The sequence below is a fragment of the Xanthomonas sp. NCPPB 3174 genome (genome assembly GCF_056725205.1).
The window spans coordinates 1,468,906-1,494,006 of sequence record NZ_CM161517.1 but is presented as its reverse complement, the minus strand read 5'-3'; the positions used below and the strand labels follow the sequence as shown (position 1 = coordinate 1,494,006).

General features: G+C 69.5%; 12 protein-coding genes. All 12 read left to right on the top strand.

Annotated features, from left to right (window positions below; translation table 11 throughout):
• The first annotated feature begins 17 nt into the window (after positions 1-17).
• Positions 18-1,712 carry an alpha-L-fucosidase gene (locus AC1PK7_RS06590; RefSeq protein WP_481100255.1) on the top strand — a complete coding sequence of 565 codons (1,695 nt, stop codon included), beginning with the start codon at positions 18-20 and terminating at the stop codon, positions 1,710-1,712.
• A complete protein-coding gene (locus tag AC1PK7_RS06585) occupies positions 1,712-2,764 on the top strand; it encodes a glycosyl hydrolase family 18 protein (RefSeq protein WP_481100851.1) in 1,053 nt (350 codons plus the stop codon). Before AC1PK7_RS06590 ends, AC1PK7_RS06585 begins: the two co-directional genes overlap by 1 nt.
• Positions 2,765-2,883: 119 nt before the next feature.
• Positions 2,884-5,376 (top strand): family 20 glycosylhydrolase, encoded by a 2,493-nt coding sequence (locus AC1PK7_RS06580; RefSeq protein ID WP_481100254.1) that lies wholly within the window; start codon positions 2,884-2,886, stop codon positions 5,374-5,376.
• Between the two features lie 16 nt (positions 5,377-5,392).
• Positions 5,393-8,092, top strand: a complete 2,700-nt coding sequence (locus AC1PK7_RS06575; protein WP_481100253.1) for a beta-mannosidase — start codon at positions 5,393-5,395, stop codon at positions 8,090-8,092.
• Positions 8,092-10,773: a glycoside hydrolase family 3 C-terminal domain-containing protein gene (locus AC1PK7_RS06570; protein WP_481100252.1), complete on the top strand. Its 2,682-nt coding sequence runs from the start codon at positions 8,092-8,094 to the stop codon at positions 10,771-10,773. Before AC1PK7_RS06575 ends, AC1PK7_RS06570 begins: the two co-directional genes overlap by 1 nt.
• A 636-nt stretch (positions 10,774-11,409) precedes the next feature.
• The gene (locus tag AC1PK7_RS06565) at positions 11,410-14,382 is read left to right on the top strand and encodes a TonB-dependent receptor (protein ID WP_481100251.1); all 2,973 of its coding nucleotides are present in this window, start codon (positions 11,410-11,412) and stop codon (positions 14,380-14,382) included.
• An 889-nt stretch (positions 14,383-15,271) separates the two neighbouring features.
• The gene (locus AC1PK7_RS06560) at positions 15,272-17,191 is read left to right on the top strand and encodes a beta-galactosidase (protein ID WP_481100250.1); all 1,920 of its coding nucleotides are present in this window, start codon (positions 15,272-15,274) and stop codon (positions 17,189-17,191) included.
• Positions 17,188-18,564 carry an APC family permease gene (locus AC1PK7_RS06555; RefSeq protein WP_481100249.1) on the top strand — a complete coding sequence of 459 codons (1,377 nt, stop codon included), beginning with the start codon at positions 17,188-17,190 and terminating at the stop codon, positions 18,562-18,564. Before AC1PK7_RS06560 ends, AC1PK7_RS06555 begins: the two co-directional genes overlap by 4 nt.
• Positions 18,561-19,496, top strand: a complete 936-nt coding sequence (locus tag AC1PK7_RS06550; protein ID WP_481100248.1) for a carbohydrate kinase family protein — start codon at positions 18,561-18,563, stop codon at positions 19,494-19,496. The genes AC1PK7_RS06555 and AC1PK7_RS06550 overlap by 4 nt, the downstream gene beginning before the upstream one ends.
• Positions 19,471-20,913, top strand: a complete 1,443-nt coding sequence (locus AC1PK7_RS06545; protein WP_481100247.1) for a 6-phospho-beta-glucosidase — start codon at positions 19,471-19,473, stop codon at positions 20,911-20,913. The genes AC1PK7_RS06550 and AC1PK7_RS06545 overlap by 26 nt, the downstream gene beginning before the upstream one ends.
• A gap of 173 nt (positions 20,914-21,086) precedes the next feature.
• Positions 21,087-22,526: a glycoside hydrolase family 125 protein gene (locus tag AC1PK7_RS06540; protein WP_481100246.1), complete on the top strand. Its 1,440-nt coding sequence runs from the start codon at positions 21,087-21,089 to the stop codon at positions 22,524-22,526.
• Between the two features lie 111 nt (positions 22,527-22,637).
• Complete coding sequence (locus AC1PK7_RS06535) at positions 22,638-24,980, top strand: GH92 family glycosyl hydrolase (protein WP_481100245.1); 2,343 nt, start codon at positions 22,638-22,640, stop codon at positions 24,978-24,980.
• The last annotated feature ends 121 nt before the right edge of the window (positions 24,981-25,101 follow it).

The following is a 25,101-nucleotide window of genomic DNA, read 5'->3' as shown; positions in this document are numbered from 1 at the left end:
CAAAGGAGTGCCGTTCCATGACGACCGAGACCCGCCCCCGTGCGGACCGATCCCGCCACGCCGGAGCCGCACGCCAGACCCTGGCCAGCGCACTGGCCCTCATGCTCGCGCTGACGGCCCTGCCCGCCGGCGCCGCGGACGCGCCGTCGCCGACAGCGCCCACCGCCACCACCCTCAGTCCGGAACAGATCGACCAGCAGTGGCTGCAGGCCACCGCCAAGTACGCGCCCGAACGCGCGCGACTGGTGCGCGAAGCCAACGATGGCGCGCGCGGCGGTCCGTTCCGGCCCGACTGGACCTCGCTCAAGCAGTACCGCTCGCCGTCCTGGTACGACAACGCCAAGTTCGGCATCTTCATCCATTGGGGCGTGTTCTCGGTGCCGGCCTTCGGCAACGAGTGGTATTCGCGCAACATGTATCAGCAGGGCAGCAAGGATTACCTGCACCACCGCGAGACCTACGGTCCGCAGTCGCGTTTCGGCTACAAGGACCTGATCCCGCTGTTCACCGCGCCCAAGTTCGATCCGCAGGCCTGGGCCGCGCTGTTCCGCGACGCTGGCGCACGCTACGTGGTGCCGGTGGCCGAACACCACGACGGCTTCGCGATGTACGACTCGCAGCTGTCGGACTGGACCGCGGTGAAGATGGGTCCCAAGCGCGACGTGATCGGCGAGCTATCCAAGGCGATCCGCGCGCAGGGCCTGCATTTCGGCCTGTCCTCGCACCGCGCCGAGCACGACTGGTTCTTCGACGGCGGCCGCCAGTTCGACTCGGACGTCAACGACCCGCGCTACGCCGGCCTGTACGGCCCGGCGCAGGTGCGCCTTCCGGGCAAGGACGACGCCGACGTCACCAACGACTGGACCCCGGTGTCGCAGGCCTGGCTGGACGACTGGCTGGCGCGCACCACCGAACTGATAGACCGCTACGACCCGGACCTGATCTATTTCGACTGGTGGATCGCGCACCCGACCTTCCGCGGCACCCTGCCGACGATGCTCTCGTACTACTACAACCACGGCGCGGCCAAGGGCGGCGTGGTGGTGAACTACAAGCTCGGCGCCTTACCCGAGGGTGCGGGCACGCTCGATATCGAGCGTGGCCAGCTCACCGGCATCCATCCCACGCACTGGCAGACCGACACCTCGGTCAGCAACGCCTCGTGGGGCTATGTCGAGAACGACACCTACAAGACCCCGACCTTCATCATCCACATGCTGGTGGACGTGGTCAGCAAGAACGGCAACCTGATGCTCAACATCGGCCCGCGCGCCGATGGTTCGATCCCGGACACCGAACGCGCGATCCTGCTGTCGATCGGCAAGTGGCTCAAGACCAACGGCGAGGCGATCTACGACAGCACGCCGTGGCGCACCTACGGCGAAGGCCCGACGGAGGTGGTCGGCGGCACCTTCCAGGACACCAAGACCAAGCCGTACACGCCCGAGGATTTCCGCTTCACCACCGGCCACGGCGCGCTGTATGCGATCGAGCTGGGCTGGCCGGCCGATGGCCAGGCGCTGATCCGCTCACTGAAACCGGCCGATGGCGTGCGCGGCGTCACCCTGCTCGCCAGCGGCAAGCCGGTGCCGTTCGAGCAGCGTGCCGACGGCTTGCACCTGCGCCTGCCGGCCAAGCCGGCAGGCGATCACGCCTACGTGTTCCGCATCGACCTGACCTCCCCCACTCCGCCAACGGATCCCTCCCGATGATGAAGCGTTTCGCAGGGCTGCTGTTCGCCCTCGCCCTGGCCTGCGGGCCGGCCATGGCCAAGAACCCGACCGCGCTGTTCTATCTGATGAACACGCAGAAATCGACCAATTCGTTCCTGGCGCACGTCGACAAGATCGACGTGGTGGTGCCGACCTGGTACGGCGTTGACCAGAGCGGCCTGGTCAACGGCACCCCGAACATGTACCTGTACGAGATCGCCAAGCAGCACAAGCTGCGGGTGATGCCGATCCTGTCGATGACCGCCGGGCGCGAGGGCTTCCACAAGCTGCTGCACGACGAGGACGCCAAGCAGCGCATGATCCAGGCGCTGCTGATCCACGGCCGCAAGCACGGCTACTACGGCTTCCAGTTCGATTTCGAGAGCATCGCCTGGACCGACCGCGACGCCTACTCGCTGATGGTCAAGCAGACCGCCGAGGCGCTGCACAAGGCCGGCTTCAAGCTGTCGGTGGCGGTGGTGCCGAACGCGCCCGGCTATGCCGAAGGCGGCGCGTTCGCCAAGTGGATGTGGGAGTACTGGCGCGGCGCCTACGACCTCAAGGCGCTGAGCGCCTCGGCCGACCTGATCAGCCTGATGACCTACGACCAGCACACCCGCTGGACCACGCCCGGCCCGGTGGACGGCATGGTGTGGATGAAGAAGCACCTGGACTACGCGCTGACCCAGGTGCCGAAGGACAAGCTGTCGCTGGGCATCGCCACCTATGGCTACCGCTGGTACACCGGCAATCCGGTCAAGCCCGACGGCACCGAAGCCTCCAACATCACCGCCGACTACATCGACGCCGACGAGTCGTTCCCGCTGGCAGTGGAGCAGAACGCCACCGTGCAATGGGACCCGGTGGAGCAGGAATCGTGGTTCTACTTCTATCGCGACGACATGCGCGAATGGGTGTTCCGTCCGGATGCGCGCAGCTTCCGCGCCCGCTACGAACTGACCAAGCAGTACGGCCTGGAAGGCTTCAGCTGCTGGGTGCTGGGCGCCGAAGATCCCAAGGTCTGGGACGAACTGCCGACCGCGGCGCGCTGAGCGGCCGCACGATCGCGATGCGACACAGGAGGCATGCGGCGCGCGGCGAACGCGCCGCGCTCACCTCAGGCGACCCCGCAGCCTCTACGATATGCATCTCGATCGCTTGAGGTAGACCGATGACTGCAGTGGGTGCACACCCCCGATTGCCGCACCGCCCGATGCCCGCCGCCGCGCGCATCGCGGCGGCCTCCCGCAACGCCTGGCTGGGGTTGTCCCTGCTCGCCTGTGGCGGCCTGCTCGGCGGCTGCGACCGCGCTCCGCCGCCGGCACCGACGCCCGCGGCCAAGCCTGCCGCAGCGCCGCCGCCGGCCCCGAAACACGATGACGACGACGACAAGACGCCGCTGCCGCTGATCCCGGCGCCGGCCAAGGCCGAGCGCGACGGCGGCACCCTGACCATCGGCACCGGCGCCGTGCTGTCGGTGCCTCTCGACGACGCCGGCGCGCAGCGCGTGGCGCAGCAACTGTCGCAATTGCTGAGCAAGACCCGCGGCCTGTCGCTGGAGGTGCGAGCGGAGACCATCCCCGCCGACGGCAGCATCCGCCTGCAGCTCAATCCCAATACCGAGGTCGCGCAGGCCGAGGGCTACACACTGGACGTGGACCCGCGCACCATGCTGATCCAGGCGCGCGAGGAGCGCGGCCTGTTCTACGGCGCGATCAGCGCCTGGCAGTTGATGACCCCCGACGCCGGCAAGGGCGAGGTGGACGTGCCGCAGGTGCACATCCGCGACTGGCCGCGCTTCGGCTGGCGCGGCGTGCTGCTCGACGTGGCGCGGCACTTCCATGGCCCGGACACGGTCAAGCGCCTGCTCGACGCCATGGCCCAGCACAAGCTCAACGTGCTGCACCTGCATCTGACCGACGACCAGGGCTGGCGCATCGAGATCAAGCGCTATCCCAAGCTCACCGAGATCGGCGCCTGGCGCACCCCGCCCGGCGCGGGCACCCACGGCCTGCCCGATCGCTACGGCGGCTTCTACACCCAGGACCAGATCCGCGACCTGGTGGCCTACGCCGCCGAACGCCACATCACCATCGTGCCGGAGCTGGACATGCCCGGGCACGCCCAGGCGGCGGTGGCGGCGTATCCGGAACTGGTCGGGGTGACTCGGCAGCGGCCCAAGGTGTCGGTGGACTGGGGCGTCAATCCCTACCTGTTCAACACCAACGACAAGAGCATGACCTTCATCCGCGGTGTGCTGGATGAAGTGCTGCAGCTGTTCCCCTCGCCGTACATCCACATCGGCGGCGACGAAGCGGTCAAGGACCAGTGGGAACGCTCGCCGGCGGTGCGCGCGCAGATGCGCAAGCTCGGCATCAAGGACGCGCATGCGCTGCAGGGCTGGTTCAACCAGCAACTGGCCGACTACCTCACCCAGCACCAGCGGCGCCTGATCGGCTGGGACGAGATCCTGGAAGGCGGGTTGCCGGCCAGCGCCTCGGTGATGTCCTGGCGCGGCGTGGACGGCGCGGTCGCCGCCGCCAAGCAGGGCCACGACGTGGTGCTGGCGCCGGCCGGCTGGATGTACCTGGACAACCTGCAGAGCGCGCGCAACGACGAGCCCAACGGCCGCCTGGCGACGCTGCCGCTGCAGAAGGTCTATGGCTTCGACCCGGTGCCGGCGGCGCTCAGCGCCGAGGAGAGCAAGCACGTGCTCGGCGTGCAGGCGGCGCTGTGGAGCGAGTACATCCCCTCCACCTGGCATATCGACCATGCGCTGTTCCCGCGGTTGAGCGCGGTCGCCGAGGCCGGCTGGTCGCCGATGGCCGCGCGCGACTGGAACGGCTTCCTGCAGCGCATGCCGGCGCAGCTGGACCGCTACCGCCTGCAAGGTATCGCCTACGGCGACGGCGCCTTCGCCCCGGACATCGCCGTGCAGGGCGGCGACAACGCCGCGCTGGACAGCGGCCAGGCCACCGTGGTGCTGGGCAACCAGGCCAAGTTCGGCAATTTCCGCTACACCACCGACGGCAGCGAGCCCAAGGCCGACTCGCCGCGCTACACCGCGCCGTTCGCGGTGACCCTGCCGGTGACCGTGCGCGCGGCCACCTACGCCGACGACGGCCGCCTGCTGGCCGCGCCGCGCAGCCGCATCCTCGACCGCGCCAACCTGCTCAGCCGCGACACCCAGGGCCTGGCCTCGTGCGAAGGCGGCGAGCTGGGCCTGCGCGTGCCGCTGCTGCCGGACCTGGCGGAGCGGGACACGCCGGTGTTCAACATCGACCTGTTCACCAGTTGCTGGCGCTACGCCGACGCGCGCCTGGACGGCATCGACCGCATCCGCATCGACGCCGCCCGCCTGGCGCGCAACTACGGGCTGGCGCACGACCAGGCCAAGGTCAAGCGCTACCCGGCGCACAGCGCGCGCGGCGAGTTCGAAGTGCGGCTGGGCGACTGCAAGGGCAAGCTGCTGGCGCGGCTGCCGCTGCCGGCCGGCAAGACCCTGGGCGACCAGTTCGCACTGGAAGCGCGGCTGCCCAGGCAGACCGGCGTGCACGACCTGTGCCTGCGCTCCACCGCGCCCATCGCCGGGCCGTACTACGCCATCGGCGCCGTCCATCTGATCGACACCGCGGCGCAGGCGCCCCCCGCCGCCGCGCACTGACCACGGAGACCCTCGCATGACCCAGCCGCCCCGCCGCCCCCGTTCCGCGTCGCGCACGCGCCTTCCTGCCCGCCTCGGGTTGCTGCTGGCGCTGGCCTTGCCGGCGCTGGGCCAGGCGGCGGCGCCGACGACGCTGTCGCTGCAACAGGGCTGGCAGGTGCGGCTGGCGCCGGGCGACGCCAATGCCAAGGCGCACCCGAAGGCGGCGCAATGGCTGCCGGCGCAGGTGCCGGGCACGGTGCAGACCGACCTGATCGCCGCCGGGGTGGTGCCGGATCCGTTCTATCGCGACAACGAAGCGCAGATCCAGTGGGCGGGTTTGAGCGACTGGCAGTACCAGACCCGGTTCCAGGTCGACGCGGCCCTGCTGGCGCGCCCGCACCTGGAACTGGTGTTCGACGGGCTGGACACCTTCGCCGAGGTCTATCTCAACGGCAAGAAGCTGCTCGCCGCCGACAACATGTTCCGGCAGTGGCGGGTCGACGCCAAACCGCTGCTCAAGCGCGGCGACAACGTGCTGGAAGTGCGCATCGCCTCGCCGATCAAGAAGATCCAGCCGTGGCTGTCCAAGCAGCCCTACGCGCTGCCCGGCGCCTACGATTCGGCGTTCGGCGACGAGCCGGTGGCACGGCACAGCTCCACCTACGTGCGCAAGGCGCCTTACAACTTCGGCTGGGACTGGGGCCCGCGCATCGTCACCGCCGGCATCTGGCAGGGCGTGCGCCTGGAGGCCTGGGACGACCTGCGCGTGGACGGCCTGCGCATCGCCCAGCAGCGCGTCGACGCCGACGCGGCGCAATTGCTGGCACAGCTGCAGGTGCAGGCCGGCCGCAGCGGCGAGGTGCAACTGGACCTGGAGGTGCTCGGCCCCGACGGCCAGCGCGTGGGCCAGTTCAGCCAGCGCGCGGTCGTCGACCCGGGCGCCAACACCCTGACCGTGCCGGTGCGCATCGCCAAGCCGCAGCGCTGGTTCCCGGCCGGCTACGGCCGCCAGGACCTGTACACGTTCAAGGCGCACCTGCGCGATGCCGCGGGCGAGCGCTTCGAGGCGCAGCGCGTCACCGGCCTGCGCAGCGTCGAGCTGCGCCGCGAGAAGGACCAATGGGGCAAGAGCTTCGCCCTGGTGGTCAACGGCATCCCGGTGTTCGCCAAGGGCGCCAACCTGATTCCGTTCGACAGTTTCCCCACCCGCGTCGACGCCGCGCGCATGCGCGGCTTCCTGCAGTCCGCGCGCGAGGCCAACATGAACATGCTGCGCATGTGGGGCGGCGGCCACTACCAGCCGGACAGCTTCTACGAGGACGCCGACCGCCTGGGCATCATGATCTGGCAGGACTTCATGTTCGGCGGCGCGATCCCGCCCTACGACGTCGCCTTCCGCGAGAACACCCGCGCCGAGGCCGAGGAGCAGGTGCGGCGCCTCGGCGATCACCCCAGCATCGTCATCTGGTGCGGCAACAACGAAGTGCAGACCGGCTGGGAGAACTGGGGCGACCGGGTCAAGTTCAAGCAGTCGATCGACCCGGAAGAGCGCGAGCGCATCGTCCGCGGCATGACCACGCTGTTCGGCACGGTGCTGCGCGAGGCGGTGCAGAAGTACGACAGCGACACCCCGTACTGGGCGACCTCGCCGGGCACCGATTTCGACGGCGCCGCCGACCAGCCCGACGACGGCGACATGCACTACTGGAAGGTCTGGGGCGGCCCGGCGCTGCCGGTCACCGAATATCTCAACGTGACCCCGCGCTTCATGTCCGAATACGGCCTGCAGTCGTTCCCGGAACTGCGCACGATCCGCGCCTTCGCCGAACCCGGCGACCTGAAGCCGGAATCGCCGGTGATGCGCGCGCACCAGAAGTTCGACAAGGGCAACGGCAACCAGCGCCTGCTGCTGTACATCCGCCGTGCGTTCGGCGAACCCAAGGACTTCGCCAGCTTCGTCTACCTGAGCCAGATCATGCAGGCCGAGGGCATCACCCTGGCCGCCGAACACCTGCGCGCGTCGCGGCCGCAGGCGATGGGCTCGCTGTACTGGCAGCTCAACGACGTATGGCCCGGCGCTTCGTGGTCGAGCGTGGACTACTTCGGCCGCTGGAAGGCGCTGCAGTACCATGCGCGCCGCTTCTATGCGCCGGAACTGATCGCCGCACTGCGCGACGACAAGGGCCAGACCACCGTGTCGCTGGTTTCCGACCGCACCACGCCGCTGGCCGCGCGCTGGCGCATGCGGGTGATGGACCTGTCCGGCAAAGTGCTGAGCAAGACCGAGAAGCCGGTGACCCTGGCGCCGCTGTCCAGCGTGCGCGTGGGCAGCTTCAGCGATGCGCAGTTGCTGCGCCGCGCCGATCCACGCCGCAGCGTGGCGGTGTTCGAGCTGCTCGACGGCGAGCGCGTGCTGTCGCGCACCCTGGTGTACTTCGACGCGGCCAAGCGCCTGCAGTGGCCGCAGGCCGACATCCGCAGCGACCTGCGCGCCGACGGCGACGGCTACGCGCTGACCCTGAGCAGTGCCACGCTTGCGGCGCAGGTGTGGCTGAGCTTCGGCGACCTCGACGTGACCCTGTCCGACAACGCCTTCGACCTGCTGCCGGGCGAGCCGCTGACCGTGCGCGTGCACAGCAGCGCGACGCTGGAGCAGGTGCGCGCGGCGCTGCAGGTGCGCGACCTGGGCGGGACCCTGGCCGGTGCGCCGGCCGAGCCGGCGGAGGCGAAGTGATGGGCGCGACGACGGTACCGGGAGTGACTCGGTCGCGGCTGAAGCCGCTCCTACAGCCGCTGGCACAGGCGCTGTGCGCGATCGGCCTGCTCGCCGCCCCGCTCGCCCATGCCGACGACGCGGAAGACCGCGCCGCCGCGCTGGTGGCGAAGATGACCCGCGCCGAGAAGATCGCGCAGGCGATGAACGCTGCGCCGGCGATCCCGCGCCTGGGCGTGCCCGCCTACGAATGGTGGAGCGAGGGCCTGCACGGCATCGCCCGCAACGGCGAGGCCACGGTGTTCCCACAGGCGATCGGCCTGGCCGCGACCTGGAACGCCGAACTACTGCACGACGTCGGCACCGTCACCTCCACCGAGGCGCGGGCCAAGTTCAACCTCGCCGGTGGCCCCGGCAAGGATCACCCGCGCTACGCCGGGCTGACCATCTGGTCGCCCAACATCAACATCTTCCGCGACCCACGCTGGGGCCGCGGCATGGAGACCTACGGCGAGGATCCCTACCTCACCGGGCGGCTGGCGGTCGGCTTCATCCACGGCCTGCAGGGCGACGATTTGGCGCATCCGCGCACCATCGCCACGCCCAAGCACCTGGCCGTGCACAGCGGGCCGGAACCGGGCCGCCACGGTTTCGACGTGGACGTGTCGCCGCACGATTTCGAGGCGACCTACTCGCCGGCGTTCCGCGCCGCCATCGTCGACGGCCAGGCCGGCTCGGTGATGTGCGCGTATAACTCGCTACACGGCACGCCGGCCTGCGCCGCCGACTGGCTGATCAACGGCCGCGTGCGCGGCGACTGGGGCTTCAAGGGCTTCGTCGTGTCCGATTGCGATGCGATCGACGACATGACCCAGTTCCACTACTACCGCCCCGACAACGCCGGCTCGTCTGCGGCCGCGCTCAAGGCCGGGCACGATCTGAACTGCGGCACCGCCTACCGCGACCTCGGCATCGCCTTCGACCGCGGCGAAGCCGACGAAGCCTTGCTCGACCGCTCGCTGGTGCGCCTGTTCGCCGCGCGCTACCGGCTCGGCGAACTGCAGCCGCGGCGCAAGGATCCGTATGCGCGGCTGGGCGCCAAGGACATCGACAGCGCCGCGCACCGCGCGCTGGCGCTGCAGGCCGCGCAGCAATCGCTGGTGCTGCTGAAGAACGCCAACGCCACCCTGCCGCTGCGCCCGGGCCTGCGCCTGGCCGTGCTCGGCCCCAACGCCGATGCGCTGGCCGCGCTGGAAGCCAACTACCAGGGCACCTCCGTGCAACCGGTGACGCCGCTGCAGGGCCTGCGCACGCGCTTCGGCGCCGCCCAGGTCACCTATGCGCAGGGCGCGCCGCTGGCCGCCGGCGTGCCCGGCATGATCCCCGAGACCGCGCTGCGCAGCGACGGCAAGCCCGGGCTGCGCGGCGAGTACTTCGACAACCTGGACCTGGCCGGCACGCCGCGCGTGCAGCGCCAGGACCGCGTGGTCGGCTTCAACTGGGACCACGTGGCCCCGGCCAAGGGCGTGGACAAGGACCGCTACTCGGTGCGCTGGAGCGGCGAACTGCTGCCGCCCGGCCCTGGCGACTACACCCTGGCGGTGCGGGTGGCGCGCTGCTTCGACTGCACCGGCCACGACCCGGTGCGCCTGTACGTCGACGACCAGTTGGTGATCGCCGGCAACGCCGAGGACAAGCACCTGCCGGCCGGCATGCACAACGCCGACGGCCGCAACGTCGAGGCCGTGCTGCATTTCGACGACGCGCAACCGCGCCGCGTCCGCCTGGAGCTGGAGCACCGCGGCCAGGACCAGGGGCTGCGCCTGGAGTGGCTGGCGCCGCCGGCGCTGCAGCTGGCCGAGGCCGAACGTGCGGTGGCGCAGGCCGACGCGGTGGTGGCCTTCGTCGGCCTGTCGCCGGACGTGGAAGGCGAGGAACTGCGCATCGACGTGCCCGGTTTCGACGGCGGCGACCGCAACGACCTGGCCCTGCCGGCGGCGCAGCAGGCCTTGCTGGAACGGGCCAAGGCCAGCGGCAAGCCGCTGGTGGTGGTGCTGATGAGCGGCAGCGCGGTGGCGTTGAACTGGGCCAAGCAGCATGCCGACGCGATCATCGCTGCGTGGTATCCGGGCCAGTCCGGCGGCACCGCCATCGCCCAGGCGCTGGCCGGCGACATCAACCCCGGCGGCCGCCTGCCGGTGACCTTCTATCGCTCGACCAAGGACCTGCCGCCCTACGTCAGCTACGACATGAAGGGCCGCACCTACCGCTACTTCAAGGGCGAGCCGCTGTTCCCGTTCGGCTACGGGCTGAGCTACACCCAGTTCGCCTACGACGCACCGCAACTGTCGGCCGCGACGCTGCAGGCCGGCCAGCCGCTGCAGGTGAGCACCACCGTGCGCAATACCGGCGCGCGCGCCGGCGACGAGGTGGTGCAGGTCTACCTGCAGTACCCGCAGCGCGCGCAGTCGCCGCTGCGCAGCCTGGTCGGCTTCCAGCGCGTGCACCTGCAACCGGGCGAGGCGCGCACGCTGAGCTTCGCATTGGATGCGCGCCAGCTCAGCGACGTCGACCGCAGCGGCCAGCGCGCGGTCGAGGCCGGCGACTACCGCCTGTTCGTCGGCGGCGGCCAGCCCGGTACCGGCGCGCCCGGCGAGGACGCCGCGTTCTCGATCAGCGGACGCATGGCCCTGCCGAAGTGAGCGACGGGGGCCGCCGCCCGCGGCCCCTGTCTACAAAATGCGCCAGCGCATGCGGCGGTGCAGCGTAACGGCCCGGCGCGCTCCCACCGCCGGGCTCCAACTCCCTGCGTTTCAGCGCCCTGCTAATTTATTTTTCACGACCTATTGACAGTCTTCCGGGACAGAGGTATCGATAACACGTCGGTGCCACGCGCCGACGATGCCAGACGCGCCGAACGCCGCAGCACTTGCGGCGTTTTCCAGGGCAGTTCCAGGGGTGATGTGCCATGTCATGCAGTCGTCGCAGCCAGGATCGATGCCTCGCCGGAACTCCGGCGCCCTGCCTGTCGTCCGCGTTCCGCGCGGGCACGCATGGGGGCCGCTGCGCATGACCCGTCGCTACAAGCTGAGCGCGCTGCGTTCGCGCTCCAAGTGCATCGCCGGCTACTCGCCGCCACGCCACTGATCGCCATCTAACGGTCCGCCCAGCCGGCAGACGCCTCGCGTCGGTCGCCGCTCGCTCTGTCCTGTTCGCACACCGCCCGGCGTGCGGTTCGAGCGCGCGCGTCTTCCGTCCACCGTGTCTGCCATCCAGGAACGCAGCGGCGCGTCGCCTTCGGCGCGTGCCCGCACCGATCACGATCAGCGAGGTGTCACGTGGCAACCCATCCCCATTGCAAGCGCAAGGCGCTGTGCGCCGCCATTCTGGCCATCACCGGCCTCGCCGCCACCGCACCTGCGCTGGCCGGCACCGTGCAGGGCGAACTCAAGGAGCGCAGCAGCGGCAAGCCCGCCGCGCACGCCAAGGTCGCCATCGCCGGTACCGCACTCAGCGCCGTCACCGACGCGCAGGGCCGCTTCGTCATCGCCGACGTGCCGGCCGGGCAGTACGCGCTGCAACTGGACTACCCCGGCTTCAGCGCCCCGGAAACCACCGTGCAGGTCGCCGACAGCGGCGCCGCCACGGTGTCGATCGCGCTGGACGAGGCCAAGCAGTTGCAGACCATCAGCGTGGCGGCCAACCGCTACGACGCCAGCACGCTGAAGATGAATTCCTCGAACACGGTGGACGTGCTCTCGGCCAACGACCTCGAACACACCGCCGTGCACAACGTCGCCGAGGCGCTGGGCCTGATCGCCGGCATCAACATCACCTACAGCGGCTCGGGCTACTTCGGCGGTGTCGACGGCGCCGCGCGCGGCGAAGGCATGTTCGCCTCGGTGCGTGGCCTGCCCTCCGAATACAACGTCAACCTGATCGACGGCGTCACCGTCGCCCAGGGCATGCCGTACAGCCGTAGCGTGCAGCTGAGCCTGCTGCCGCCCTCGGGCCTGCAGACCATCGTCGCCAACAAGACCTCCACCGCCGACATGGACGGCGACGCCATCGGCGGCACCCTGGATTTCCGCACGCCCACCGCCTACGACTACAAGGACACCACCAGCGGCAGCGTCACCGTCAGCGGCCGCGTCGAGAGCCGCGCCCGCGACTACGGCGGCGACGGCCTCGGTGGCGGCCTGGCCGGCGAGTTCCAGCACAAGTTCGGCGACGAGCAGCAATTCGGCTTCTACGCCAGCGCCTACTACGACTACCGCACCTCGACCAACAGCGAGGTGGCCGCGGCCACCAGCGCGCTCAACGACGGCTCCTGGAAATTCCTGCACGCCAACGCCGACGGCAGCAACGCCGCCGGTTACGCACCGCAGGACAATCTGACCAGCACCGGCATGAACGTCGGCGTGGTCGCCGGCTGGGAGCGCCGCTACGGCGGCAATGCCGCCTTCGACTGGAACGTGGACGAGACCCTGTCCCTGTACGCGCGCGCCACCTACGCCTACGCCAAGACCGACCAGGGCACCACCTTCGTGCAGTTGCTGCCGCAGGACGTCAGCTTCGTGCCGAGCGCCACGCCGGGCGTGTATTCGCCCAACATCAACCGCATCGCCGCGCGCTTCTGGTACGAGACCAACCCGGAAATCGCCGACCTGGCCACCTTCCAGGTGGGCGCGCGTAAGACCGTCGGCAACTGGACGCTGTCGCCGAACCTGTTCTACAGCTTCGGCGACAATGACCGCCCCGACCACATCGAGATCGACGGGCGCGAGGACAAGTTCAGCCAGGCCAACTTCGCCTACTCCGGCAGCAGCCTCATGCAGTACGGCAGCGGCGCCTTCCCCTATCCGCAGCTAACCCCGGCGCTGCTGGCGCAGGTCAACAACATCCCCTCGCTGTACGCCAGCAGCTACGGCGAATCGACCAAGATCTACTCCGGGCAGAAGAAGGGCGGCGCCAAGTTCGACGCGCGCTACGACTTCGCCGACGGTGCGCTGACCGCGCTGCAGTTCGGCGTGAAGTACAGCAAGAGCAGCCGCCACTACAGCAACCGCGACTGGTGGACCGGCCCGGTGCCCGACACCAGCACGCTGGGCGACCTGGGCATCTTCAACGGCGGCTACGCGGCGATCTTCCCGGGCAAGTACCACTGGGCCACGCCGCGGGTCAGCGAAGGCGCGGTGGCGCAGGTCATCGCCAACCACCTCACCGACGACGACCTGGACACCTGCGGCAGCGCGTTCTACGTCAACAACTACAACTGCAACACCATGCGCGGTACCGAGGCGGTCAGCGCCGCCTACGCGATGGCGACCTTCTCCTTCGGCAGCCTGGAGGTGGTGCCGGGCGTGCGCTTCGAGCACACCAGCATCCACAACACCTTCTGGACCACGCCCACCGACAGCGACGGTAACCAGCAGGTGGGCTACTTCGCCGCCAACAGCACGCACTACGACCAGCCGCTGCCGAGCGTGTTCCTGACCTGGCGCCCGGACAGCGCCACCACCTACCGCGCGGCGCTGTGGACCAGCTATACGCGGCCGGCGTTCGTGCAGTTGGGCGGCGGCACCCAGATCAACATCTCCAACGGCATCACCACCATCACCCAGGGCAACCCGGACCTGAAGGCGATCACCTCGACCAACCTGGATCTGTCCGGCGAGTGGGCAACCGACCATGGCGGGTTCTTCTCGGTGGCCGGCTTCTACAAGCGCCTGCACCACTACATCTACGACGCCGGTTCCGGCCAGGCCAATTCCGGCACCAGCGGCAGCGGCACGGTGTTCTACCAGATGCCGACCAACGGCGGCGACGGCCGCGTCTACGGTGTGGAAGTCAGCGCGCGGCAGCGCTTCCAGGATCTGCCGGCGCCGTTCGACGGGCTGGGCGTCAGCGCCAACGCCACGCGCCAGCATGCGCACGCGGATCTGGGCATGGTCGGCTTCGAAGACGAGCAGATGCAGTCGGCGCCGAATGCGATGGCCAATCTGGAGCTGTTCTACGAGCGTTCGAAGTTCTCGGTGAACCTGAGCTATCACTTCAGCAGTTCGTATCTGCTGAACTACGATTTCCTGCACCAGAACGCGCCGTGGGACGATCTGTGGGCGCGGCCGACGCGGCGGGTGGATCTGCATGCGGGCTATCGGTTCGACAACGGGGTGAATGTGGATCTGTCGATCTCCAATCTCACCAAGGAATACAGTTACTGGGGGCATGTGGGCCGGCACAATCTGGCGGTGTCGGACATCGTGGATGCCGGCATGATGACGTTGTTGACCGTCAAGTACGCGTTCTAGGGCGCGGCGGCGTGCGCACTGGGATGCCATGGCGGAGCGGTGCCAGGGTCTCTGCGGGAGCTTCTTCAGTCCCGACGGGCCTTATCGACTTCGCTTTGGCCACGCTTTTTGTGGGAGGGACTTCAGTCCCGACGGGCTTTCCTGGTGCGGCCTGGAGCAAGCTGCATCGGCAGCCCGCTCGCGCAGCGCGCACCCCGCTTGTCGTAGGAGCGGCTTCAGCCGCGACAGGCTTTCCCGATTCGGCTGGAACAACGCTTTTTGTGGGAGGGACTTCAGTCCTGACGGGCTTTACCGGTGCGGCCTGGATCAGGCTGCATCAGGGATCCACTCAAGCAGCGCGCGCTTCGGCTGTCGTAGGAGCGGCTTCAGCCGCGACGGGCTTTCCCGACTCAGCTGGAAAAACGCTTCTTGTGGGAGGGACTCCAGTCCCGACGGGCTTTACCGGTATCGCCTGGGTTAGCTATAAAAAGCAAAAGCTTTCGCCTGGCGGCGAGTCACTTTTCTTTGCTTGTGCAAAGAAAAGTAACCAAAAGAAGCCGCTTTACAGCAGCCGAATGGCTGATCAAGCACACCCCGCCTTCGCGCCCGCTACGCGGGTCCGCTCCGCTGACGGGATTTTCGGACGGGGCTTGTCTGCTTCGCAGCCAAGTCCGGGGCAGTCGCCTCACGGCGCCAGCCCGCCCGCCGGGGCGAAGCAGTGCTTCGCCTTTTCCCGGCGAGCCCTGCCCCGGCCGAAAACGGCGCACATCCTTGTGCGCCGCCCCCCTACGGGGGGTTTTGCCAGCCAGCTCCGCCGCTGCGGAGGGGACCCGGGAAAGGCAAAAGCTGAAGAGCAACAGCAACACCTGAAGCAGCAACAGCAACAGCAAAAATCCTGTTGGAGCCTGCAATGAAACGCCGCGCCTTCTGCCGGTTCGGGTTGCTGGCGCCATTGGGGTTGGCCGCGATGCCGGTGTTGCGCGCAGCTGCACCAAGGCTAGCTCCCATCCCTGATGGCAAACCACACACCTTCGGTTTCGAACAGGGCCGCTTCACGCTTGACGGGCAACCATGGCAGATCCGCAGCGGGGAACTGCATCCGCTGCGGATCGCGAAAGCGGATTGGCTGCATCGCATCCGCATGGCCAAGGCGATGGGGTTGAACACCATCGCGCTGTATCTGATGTGGAATGCGCTGGAAACGGCGCCGGGACAGTTCGATCTGGACAGCGGCGAGCGCGATTTCGTCGGCTTCGTCCGGCTGTGCCAGCAGGAAGGGCTGTGGGTGTATCTGCGCCCGGGTCCGTATGTGTGCGCGGAGTGGACGCTGGGCGGGTTGCCGCCGTATCTGCTGCGCGAGGCGAACATCCGTCTGCGCGATCGCCACGATGCGCGGTACATGACGGCGGTGGAGCGCTACATCGGGGCGATCGCGCCACGCATCGCGCCGTTGATGGCTAGTGCCGGTGGGCCGGTGCTGATGCTGCAGATCGAGAACGAATACGCGATGCATGGCAGCGACGTCGGCTATCTGCAGGCGCTGGCCGCGCTGTGGCGGGCGCATGGGGTCGAGGGGCCGTTCTCGCTGGCCGAAGGGCTCAAGGATCTGCGGCGGCGCCAGGCGATGCTGCCAGGCGCAGCGCTAGGGCTCGATGGTCCCGATCTGCACGATCTGCAGGCGGCCACCGCCTTCGCCGGGCAGGCGCCGGTGTGGGTGTCCGAGGGCTACCCCGGCTGGCTCACGCATTGGGGCGAGCCGCAGTTCGCGCGCCGCGACTATGCGCCGCTGCTGCGCCGCATCGCCGCCGCCGGTTATTCGTTCAATCTGTACGTAGTGCACGGCGGCACCAACTTCGGCCTCAGCGCTGGCGCAAACGCCGAGGACGACGGCTCGCAGTTTCAGCCGGCGCTGACCAGCTACGACTACGGCGCGCCGATCGACGAGGCCGGCCGCGCCACACCGGCGTACTTCGCGCTGCGCAAGATCATCGCCACGCAGGCCGACACGCCCGCGCCACCGGTGCCCGCCGCACCGCGCCGCGCACACTTCGACGCGATCGAGGCCAAGCCCGTAGCCGCGCTGTGGGACAACCTCGGCCCCGCGCTGCAGACCGACTCCCCGATCGACAACCAGCGCCTGCTCGGCCAGGACCAGGGGCTGGTGCTGTATCGGCGGCGGATCGGCGCGGGCCAGGCGCTGCACCTGGGGCAGGTCCACGACTACGCGGTGGTGCATCTGGACGGGCGCGAAGTGGACCACGTGTCGCGGGTGCGGCATCCGCACCTGCACAGCGCGCTGCAGCTGCGCCTGCCCGATGCAGCGAAGGACACCCGCGATCTGGACGTGCTGGTCGACAGTTTCGGCCACATCAACTTCGGCCCGGCGCTGGGCGATCGCAAGGGTCTGCTCGGTCCGGTGCGGCTCGATGGGCAGGAGCTGCATGGCTGGGAAGTGCGCGGGCTGGCGCTGGACGCAGACCCGACGCCGTCGCTGCGCCCGCTGCAGGCGCCGCCGCAGCGCCCGGGTCTGTTCTTCGCCACCGAATTCACCCTCGACCAGCCCGGCGACGTGCACCTGGACATGCGCGACTGGCGCAAGGGCTATCTGTGGGTCAACGGGCGCCTGCTCGGGCGCTATTGGGACATCGGCCCGCAGCAATGCCTGTACTGCCCGGGCGCCTGGCTGCGCGCCGGCGCCAACCAGGTGCTGATCCTCGATCTGCATCGCCTGCAACCGGGCCTGGTGCGCTGCGCCGACGCTCTCGTCCCCACGCCTGCAATGCAGCCCGTCGCTTCCCTTCCCTCCCCGCAGGATCGCGCATGCACATGACGTCGCTCGCCGCCCCCGTCGCGTCCTCTTCGCCCGCCGCGGACCAGGGCGCGCCGCCGCGCACGCTGGGATTCTGGAGCGCGCTGTCGGCCAACCTGCTCAACATGATCGGGATCGGTCCGTTCATCACCATCCCGCTGGCGCTGTCGGCGCTGGCCGGGCCGGCGGTGCTGCTGGGCTGGGTGGTCGGCGCGCTGCTGTGCCTGTGCGACGGCCTGGTGTGGGCCGAACTGGGTTCGGCGATTCCGCGCTCGGGCGGTCCCTATCACTACCTGCGCGAGGCCTATGGCCGCGATCGCGCCGGGCGCCTGTTCGGCTTCCTGTATCTGTGGCAGACGTTGCTGACCGCGCCGCTGTCGGTAGCGGCGGCGGCAGTCGGCTGCGCACAATACCTGGCCTACCTGATGCCGGGGCTGAGCCACACCGCGCTCACCGGCATCGCCATGGCACTGTGCTTGTTCAACACCGCGCTGCTGTACCGGCAGGTGCGCTCGGTGCAGTTGCTGTCGCTGCTGGTCAGTGCGGTGGTGATCGCCGCCTGCGTGTGGATCGTACTCAGCGGCGCGCTGCATTTCGACATGGCGCTGGCGCGCGACTTCCTGCAGGCGCGGCCGGCCTCGCCGCACGGCTTCTGGCTGGGCTTCGGCGCGGTGGCACTGATCGCGGTGTACGACTACGGCGGCTACAACAACGTGTGCATGCTCGGCGGCGAGATCCGCAAGCCGCGCCGCACGATTCCGCGTGCGGTGCTGTGGTCGATCCCGATCGTGGCGGTGCTGTACCTGGGCTTGAACGTGACCCTGCTCGGCGTGCTGCCGTGGCAGCAGGCGGCGCAGTCCAAGGCGGTGGTCGCCGACTTCATGCAGGCCATCTACGGCCCGGTGGGCGGCACCGTGGCGGTGGCGCTGATCGTGCTCGCCAGTTGGGGCTCGGCGCTGGTGGTGCTGCTGGGCTATTCGCGGGTGCCGTATGCCGCGGCGGCGTCCGGCCAGTTCTTCGGCGTGTTCGCGCGGCTGCACCCGCGCGGGCGCTTCCCCACGGTGTCGCTGCTGTTCGTCGGCATCACCTCGGCGCTGGCCTGTCCGCTGTCGCTGGACGACCTGATCGCCACGCTGATGATCATCCAGATCCTGTTCCAGTTCCTGGCGCAATGCCTGGCGGTGGTGCTGCTGCGGCGGCAGCCGCGGCGCCGCGCCAGTTTCGCCATGCCGCTGTATCCGTGGCCGCTGCTGATCAGCGTCTGCGGCTGGCTGGCGCTGCTGGCCACCAGCCCGCTGCCGCGGCTGCTGGCGGCGGTGCTGGCGCTGTGCGCGGGCACCGCGCTCTATCTCATCCAGGCCAAACGCGAGGCAGCATGGCCCTTCCAGCAATGAAAACCCACGACGTCGCAGTGGTCGGCGAGGTCTACCTCGACCACATCTTCAGCGGCTTCAGCACCTGGCCCGGGCCGGGCGAGGAAGCGATGGCGCGGCACTACCATCGCGATCTCGGCGGCGGCACCGTCAACACCGCCTGCGGGCTGGCGCGGCTCGGACGCACAGTCACGCTGATCGGCGCGATCGGCGCCGGCGACCGCGCCTGGTTCGCGCAGCGCCTGGGCGCGTTCGGCGTCGGCACAGAAGGCCTGGTCGACCATCCCGCCGGCACCGGCGTCACCGCCAGCGTGTCGCTGCACGACGACCGCTCGTTCTTCACCTATCCCGGCGCCAATGCCGCGCTGGAACCGCTGTTGGGCAGTGCGACCGCGCTGGAGGCGATGTGCGCCGCACGCCACGTGCACTTCGCGCTGCCGCTGCCGGCGACGCTGGCGCGCACGCTGCTGCCAGCGTTGCGCGCGGCCGGTTGCAGCACCTCGCTGGACGTGGGCTTCAACCCGGTGTGGCTGGCCGATCCGGACAACCACGCCACCTGCCGCGCGGTCGATCACTTCCTGCCCAACCAGAAAGAGGCCGCGCTGGCCGGTTGCACGGGCGACGATGCCGCGTCCTGCGCCGCCTGGGCGCAGGCGCTGGGCCTGGCGCAGGTCACGATCAAGCTCGGCGGCGCCGGCGCCTGCGTGGTGGATGCGGCCGGCGCGCGGCGAGTCGTCGCACCCACGGTCGCCGTGCAGGACACCACCGGCGCCGGCGACGCCTTCGATGCCGGCTTCATCGATGCGCTGCTGGACCACCTATCCCTCGATGCCTGCGCGCAGCGCGGCTGCCTGTGCGGCGCCGCCTGCTGCACCGCGCTCGGCGCGCTCGACGGCCTTCCCGATCCCCCACGTCTCAGGAGTCTCCATGAGCAGTTCCTTTCCCAACCGTAAGCTCGCCCTGATCGGCGGCGGCGGTGTGCGCGCGCCGCTGGTGGTGTACGGCGTCAACGACGCCGCCGAAGCGCTCGGCGCGCGCGAGATCGTGCTCTACGATCCCGACCAGGAGCGGCTGGCGCTGATGGTCGCGCTGGGCCGCGCGGTGGTCGCCGAGTTCGGCGGCGAGCTGCAGGTCAACGCGGCCAGTTCGGCGGAAGCGGCGATCGACGGCGCGCACTTCGTGCTCAACAGCATCCGCATCGGCGGCATCCGCCAGCGCGCCACCGACGAGCACACCATCATCCGCCATGGCTACGCCGGGCAGGAGACCACCGGCCCCGGCGGCGTCGCCAAGGCGCTGCGCACGGTGCCGGTGGCGATCGAGCAGGCGCGGATGGTGGAGCGGCTCAGCCCCGACGCCTGGCTGGTCAGCTTCACCAACCCGGCCGGGCTGATCACCCAGGCCATCAGCCGCCACACCCGCGCGCGCGTGGTCGGCATCTGCGACACGCCGGTGGAGCTGTTCCACAACATCGCCCGCGCGCTCGGCGAGCCGCCGGCGGACGTGGACTGCGAGTACGTCGGCCTCAACCACCTGGGCTGGATCCGCGCGGTGCGGGTGCGCGGCGAGGACGTGCTCGACCGCATCCTGGCCGACGACGCGATCCTGCGCCAGCTGTACCTGGCGCCGCTGTTCGACTTCGACATGCTGCGCACGCTGCGGCTGATCCCCACCGAGTACCTGTACTTCTACTACGAGCGCAGTCGCGCCCTGGAGAACCAGCGCGCCAGCGGCGCCAGCCGCGGCAGCGAGATCGAACAGCTCAACCACACCCTGATCGCCAACCTGCGCAGCCGCCTCAACGCCGGCGACGGCAGCGGCGCGGTGCAGACCTACGCCGCCTACCTGCAGCAGCGCTCCGGCTCGTACATGCGGCTGGAGGCCGAGGCCGGCTCGGCCTTCGCCGACGACCTCGCGCCGCAGCCGGACCCGTTCCGCGCCAGCACCGGCTATCACCGCATCGCCGTGGACGTGATGAGCGCGCTGACCGGTGCGCTGCCGGGCCGGCACGTGGTCAACGTACGCAACCAGGGCTGCATGCCGGAACTGGCCGACGACGACATCGTGGAGATCTCCTCCACCATCGAGCGCGACCGCATCACCCCGCTGCCGGCACGGCCGCTGCCCGAGGCGATCCAGGGCCTGGTGCGCACGGTGAAGGCCTACGAGCACGCCGCCATCGACGCCGCGCTCAGCGGTAGCCACCTGGACGCCTGCAAGGCGATGCTGATCCATCCGGCCATCGGCGAGTGGAGCCCGTCGCGGCGGCTGCTGGAGGCCTTGTTCGGCCATGCCGGCAACGGCGACGACGACGGCGAGTGCGTGTGCTCGGGACCGATGCACTGGCACGGCCCGCATCACCATCCGTGAGCGGGCCGGTTGTGCAGTCGCAGGATGCATCGGACGGCCACACGTTGTAAGGTCGTCGCAAATTGGTCCGTTATAGGTACCATCAACCTGCCCTCCCGGCCGCGGCCGGCACCTCCCCCGGTGCCGGCCCCGCGCGGGGCGCGTTTGTCGATTCCACGGAGCGTTCCCAGGCCATGCCCACCCGCCGCGACATCCTCCACTTCCTCGGCGCCAGCGCCGGCGCCGCGCTGCTGAGCGGGGCGCTGCCGGCCGCCGCCGCGGCATCGGCCTCCGACGCCCTGCCCAGCAAGCGGCCGCCGCCGGGCAAGCGCCGCTTCGTCAGCGCTGCGGTCGAGCGCCAGTTGCGCACGGTCAAGGCGGGCATCGCCGATCCGCGCCTGGCCTGGCTGTTCGAGAACTGCTACCCCAACACCCTCGACACCACCGTCGAGACCGGCACCCGCAACGGCAAGCCGGACACCTTCGTCATCACCGGCGACATCGAGGCGATGTGGCTGCGCGACTCCTCCGCGCAGGTGCATCCCTACGTGCCGCTGGCCAAGCGCGACCCGGCGCTGCGGCGCATGTTCCATGGGCTGATCCAGCGCCAGGCCGCCTGCATCCGCCTGGATCCCTACGCCAACGCGTTCCTGCCCGACGGCACCAGCCAGCGCCTGAAGTGGTCGGTGGCCGACATCACCGAGATGAAGCCCGGCGTCGGCGAGCGCAAATGGGAAGTGGATTCGCTGTGCTACCCGATCCGCCTGGCGCACGAGTACTGGCGCGCCAGCGGCGATGCCGCGCCGTTCGACGACGACTGGCGCGAGGCCATGCACGTGGTGGTGCGCACCTTCCGCGAACAGCAGCGCCTGCACGGCCGCGGCCCGTACAGTTTCCAGCGGCCCTCGCCGCTGGCCACCGAAACCCTGGTGCTGGACGGCTACGGGCAGCCGACCCGGCCCAACGGCATGATCCACTCGATGTTCCGCCCGTCTGACGACGCCTGCCTGTACCCGCTGTTCGTCCCCGCCAACCTGTTCGCAGTGACCTCGCTGCGGCAACTGGCGACGATAAGCGAGGCGCTGCACCACGACGCCGCCTTCGCCGGCGAATGCCGCGCCCTGGCCGACCAGGTCGAGACCGCCACCCGCCAGTTCGGGCAGATGCGCGATGCCGACGGCCAGCCGTTCTGGGCCTACGAGGTGGACGGCTACGGCAACCAGTTGTTCATCGACGACGCCAACGCGCCCGGCCTGCTGAGCCTGGCCTACCTGGGCTGCTGCGATCGCCGCGACCCCGTGTTCCTGCGCACCCGGCAACTGGCCTGGAGCGAGCGCAACCCGTACTTCTATCGCGGCCGCGCCGCCGAGGGCGTGGGCAGCCCGCACAGCGGCCTCGGCACGATCTGGCCGATGTCGCTGATGCAGTACGCGCTGGCCAGCGACGACGACGCGCAGATCCGCCAGTGCCTGCAGTGGCTCAAGACCACCGACGCCGGCAGCGGCTTCATGCACGAGGCCTTCGACAAGGACAACCCGAGCACCTTCACTCGCCCCTGGTTCGCCTGGGCCAACACCTTGTTCGGCGAGTTGATCATCGACCTGCATCAGCGCAAGCCGCATTTGCTGTCGTAGGAGCGGCTTCAGCCGCGACCGGGCTTTACCGGTAACGCCCATCGCGGCTGGAGCCGCTCCTACAGAAAAACCAAACCCCACCGCACCGCCGCACACCCCGAGGACAGCACCATGGCCACACGACGCGGTTTCCTGCAGGGCGCCATCGCCCTGGCCCTGTTCGGCAGCAGCGGCATCGCGCGCCTGGCGCAGGCACGCGCCGGCAGCTACGCGCTGCCGGCCGATGCGCGCGCCAAGGCCGAGCTCACCCGCAACGTCGACGTGTTCATCGGCACCGGCGGCCACGGCCACACCTTCCCCGGCGCCACGCTGCCGTTCGGCATGGTGCAACTGAGCCCGGACACCTACAACGCCGACTGGGACGCCTGCTCCGGCTACCACGCCGACGACGGCTCGATCATGGGCTTCTCGCACACCCATCTGTCCGGCACCGGCATCGGCGACATGCTCGATTTTCTGGTGGTGCCGGCCACCGGCCAGGTGAAGCTGCAGCCCGGCACGCGCGAGAACCCCGAGGCCGGCTACCGCTCGCGCTACGACCACGCAGACGAAGCCGCCTCGCCCGGCTATTACCGCGTGCGCTTGAAGGACAGCGGCGTGCATGCCGAACTCACCGCCACCGCGCGCGCCGGCCTGCACCGCTACCACTTCCCCAAGGGCAAGCCGGCGCACCTGCTGCTGGACCTGTGCCACGGCATGCAGGACAAGCCGGAGATCCCCGCCCGCGTCGAAGACGCGAGCCTGCGCCTGGTCGACGCGCAGACCGTCACCGGCGGCCGCCGCGTCTACCAGTGGGCCAAGGGCCGCTACATCTACTTCGCCATGCGCCTGTCGCGGCCGTTCGCCAGCGCGCAGCTGTATGCCGACGACCAACCGCTGGCCGCGAGCGCGCGCAGCGCCGACGGCAACCGGCTGAAACTGGCCCTGCACTACCCCGATGCCGCGCAGGCGCCGCTGCTGGTCAAGGTCGGCATTTCCGCGGTCAGCGCCGAGAACGCCCTGGCCAACCTCGACGCGGAACTGCCCGACTTCGACTTCGCCCGCGTGCACGCCGCCGCCGTGGCCGAATGGGAGAAGGAACTGGGGCGGGTGCGCATCGACAGCGACGACGAAGCGCAGCGCCGCATCTTCTACACCGCGCTGTACCACAGCCTGATCGCGCCGACCCTGTTCAGCGACACCGACGGCCGCTACCGCGGCATGGACCTGCAGGTGCACCAGGCGCCCGCCGGTTACCACAACTACAGCACCTACTCGCTGTGGGACACCTACCGCGCCCTGCATCCCTTGCTGACCCTGGTGCAGCCCGAGCGCGTGCCCGACCTGGTGCAGTGCCTGGTGCGCGGCGCCCACGAATCGCCGCAGGGCGTCGGCATCTGGCCGCTGCAGGGCGTGGAGACCGATTGCATGATCGGCTACCACTCCGCGGTGGTGCTGGCCGAGGCGCATGCCAAGGGCTTCACCGGCATCGACTGGAAAGCCGCCTACCCGGCGTGGCGCAAGCGCGCGATGGACGACGACGTGCACGGCCTGGCGCTGTACCGGCAGATGGGCTACATCCCCTGCGACAAGGTCGACGAATCGGTCAGCCGCACCCTGGAATTCGCCTACGACGACTGGGCGGTGGCGCACCTGGCGCAGGCGGTCGGCGCCGACGACGATGCCAAGCACCTGCGCGAACGCTCGCGCCAGTACCGCAACGTGTTCAACCGCGAGAGCACCTTCGTGCAGCCGCGGCTGAGCGACGGCCAGTGGGCCACCCCGTTCGATCCGCGCGCGATGGGCCACAGCGCGCAGTGGCGCGACTTCACCGAGTCCAACGCCTGGCAGGCCACCTTCCTCAACCAGCACGACCTGTACGGCTACATGGACCTGTTCGGCGGCCGCGACAACTTCGTCGCCAAGCTCGACGAACTGTTCACCACCAGCTCCGAACTGCCGGCGGACGCGCCGCCGGACATCGACGGCATGGTCGGCCAGTACGCGCACGGCAACGAACCCAGCCACCACGTCGCCTATCTCTACGCCTACGCCGGGCAGCCGTACAAGACCCAGGCGATGGTGCGGCGGCTGCTGCGCGAGCAATACCACGACGCGCGCAACGGCCTGTCCGGCAACGAGGACTGCGGGCAAATGAGCGCCTGGTTCGTGCTCAGCGCACTGGGCCTGTATGCGGTGGACCCGGTCAGCGCCAACTATGTGCTGGGCAGCCCGCTGTTCAAGCGCGCCGAACTGGACGTGGGCAACGGCCGCACCCTGCGCATCGTCGCCCACGGCAACAGCGCGGCCAACGTCTACATCCAGAGCGCCCGCTGGAACGGCAAGCCCTACACCCGCAGCTGGCTGCGCCACGCCGACCTCGCCGCCGGCGGCACGCTGGAACTGGAGATGGGGCCCAAGCCCAACACCGCGTTCGGTGCGGGCAAGGACGATCTGCCGCCGTCGTTTAGCTGACGGCCGGGAATGGGGATTGGGGAATCGGGATTGGTGGTTCCCCACATCCGCGCCTGTGCGTGACCCGATGCAATTTGGCGCGCGCTCCGGTCGTCCTACTGTCGCAATCGCATCGCTTTTT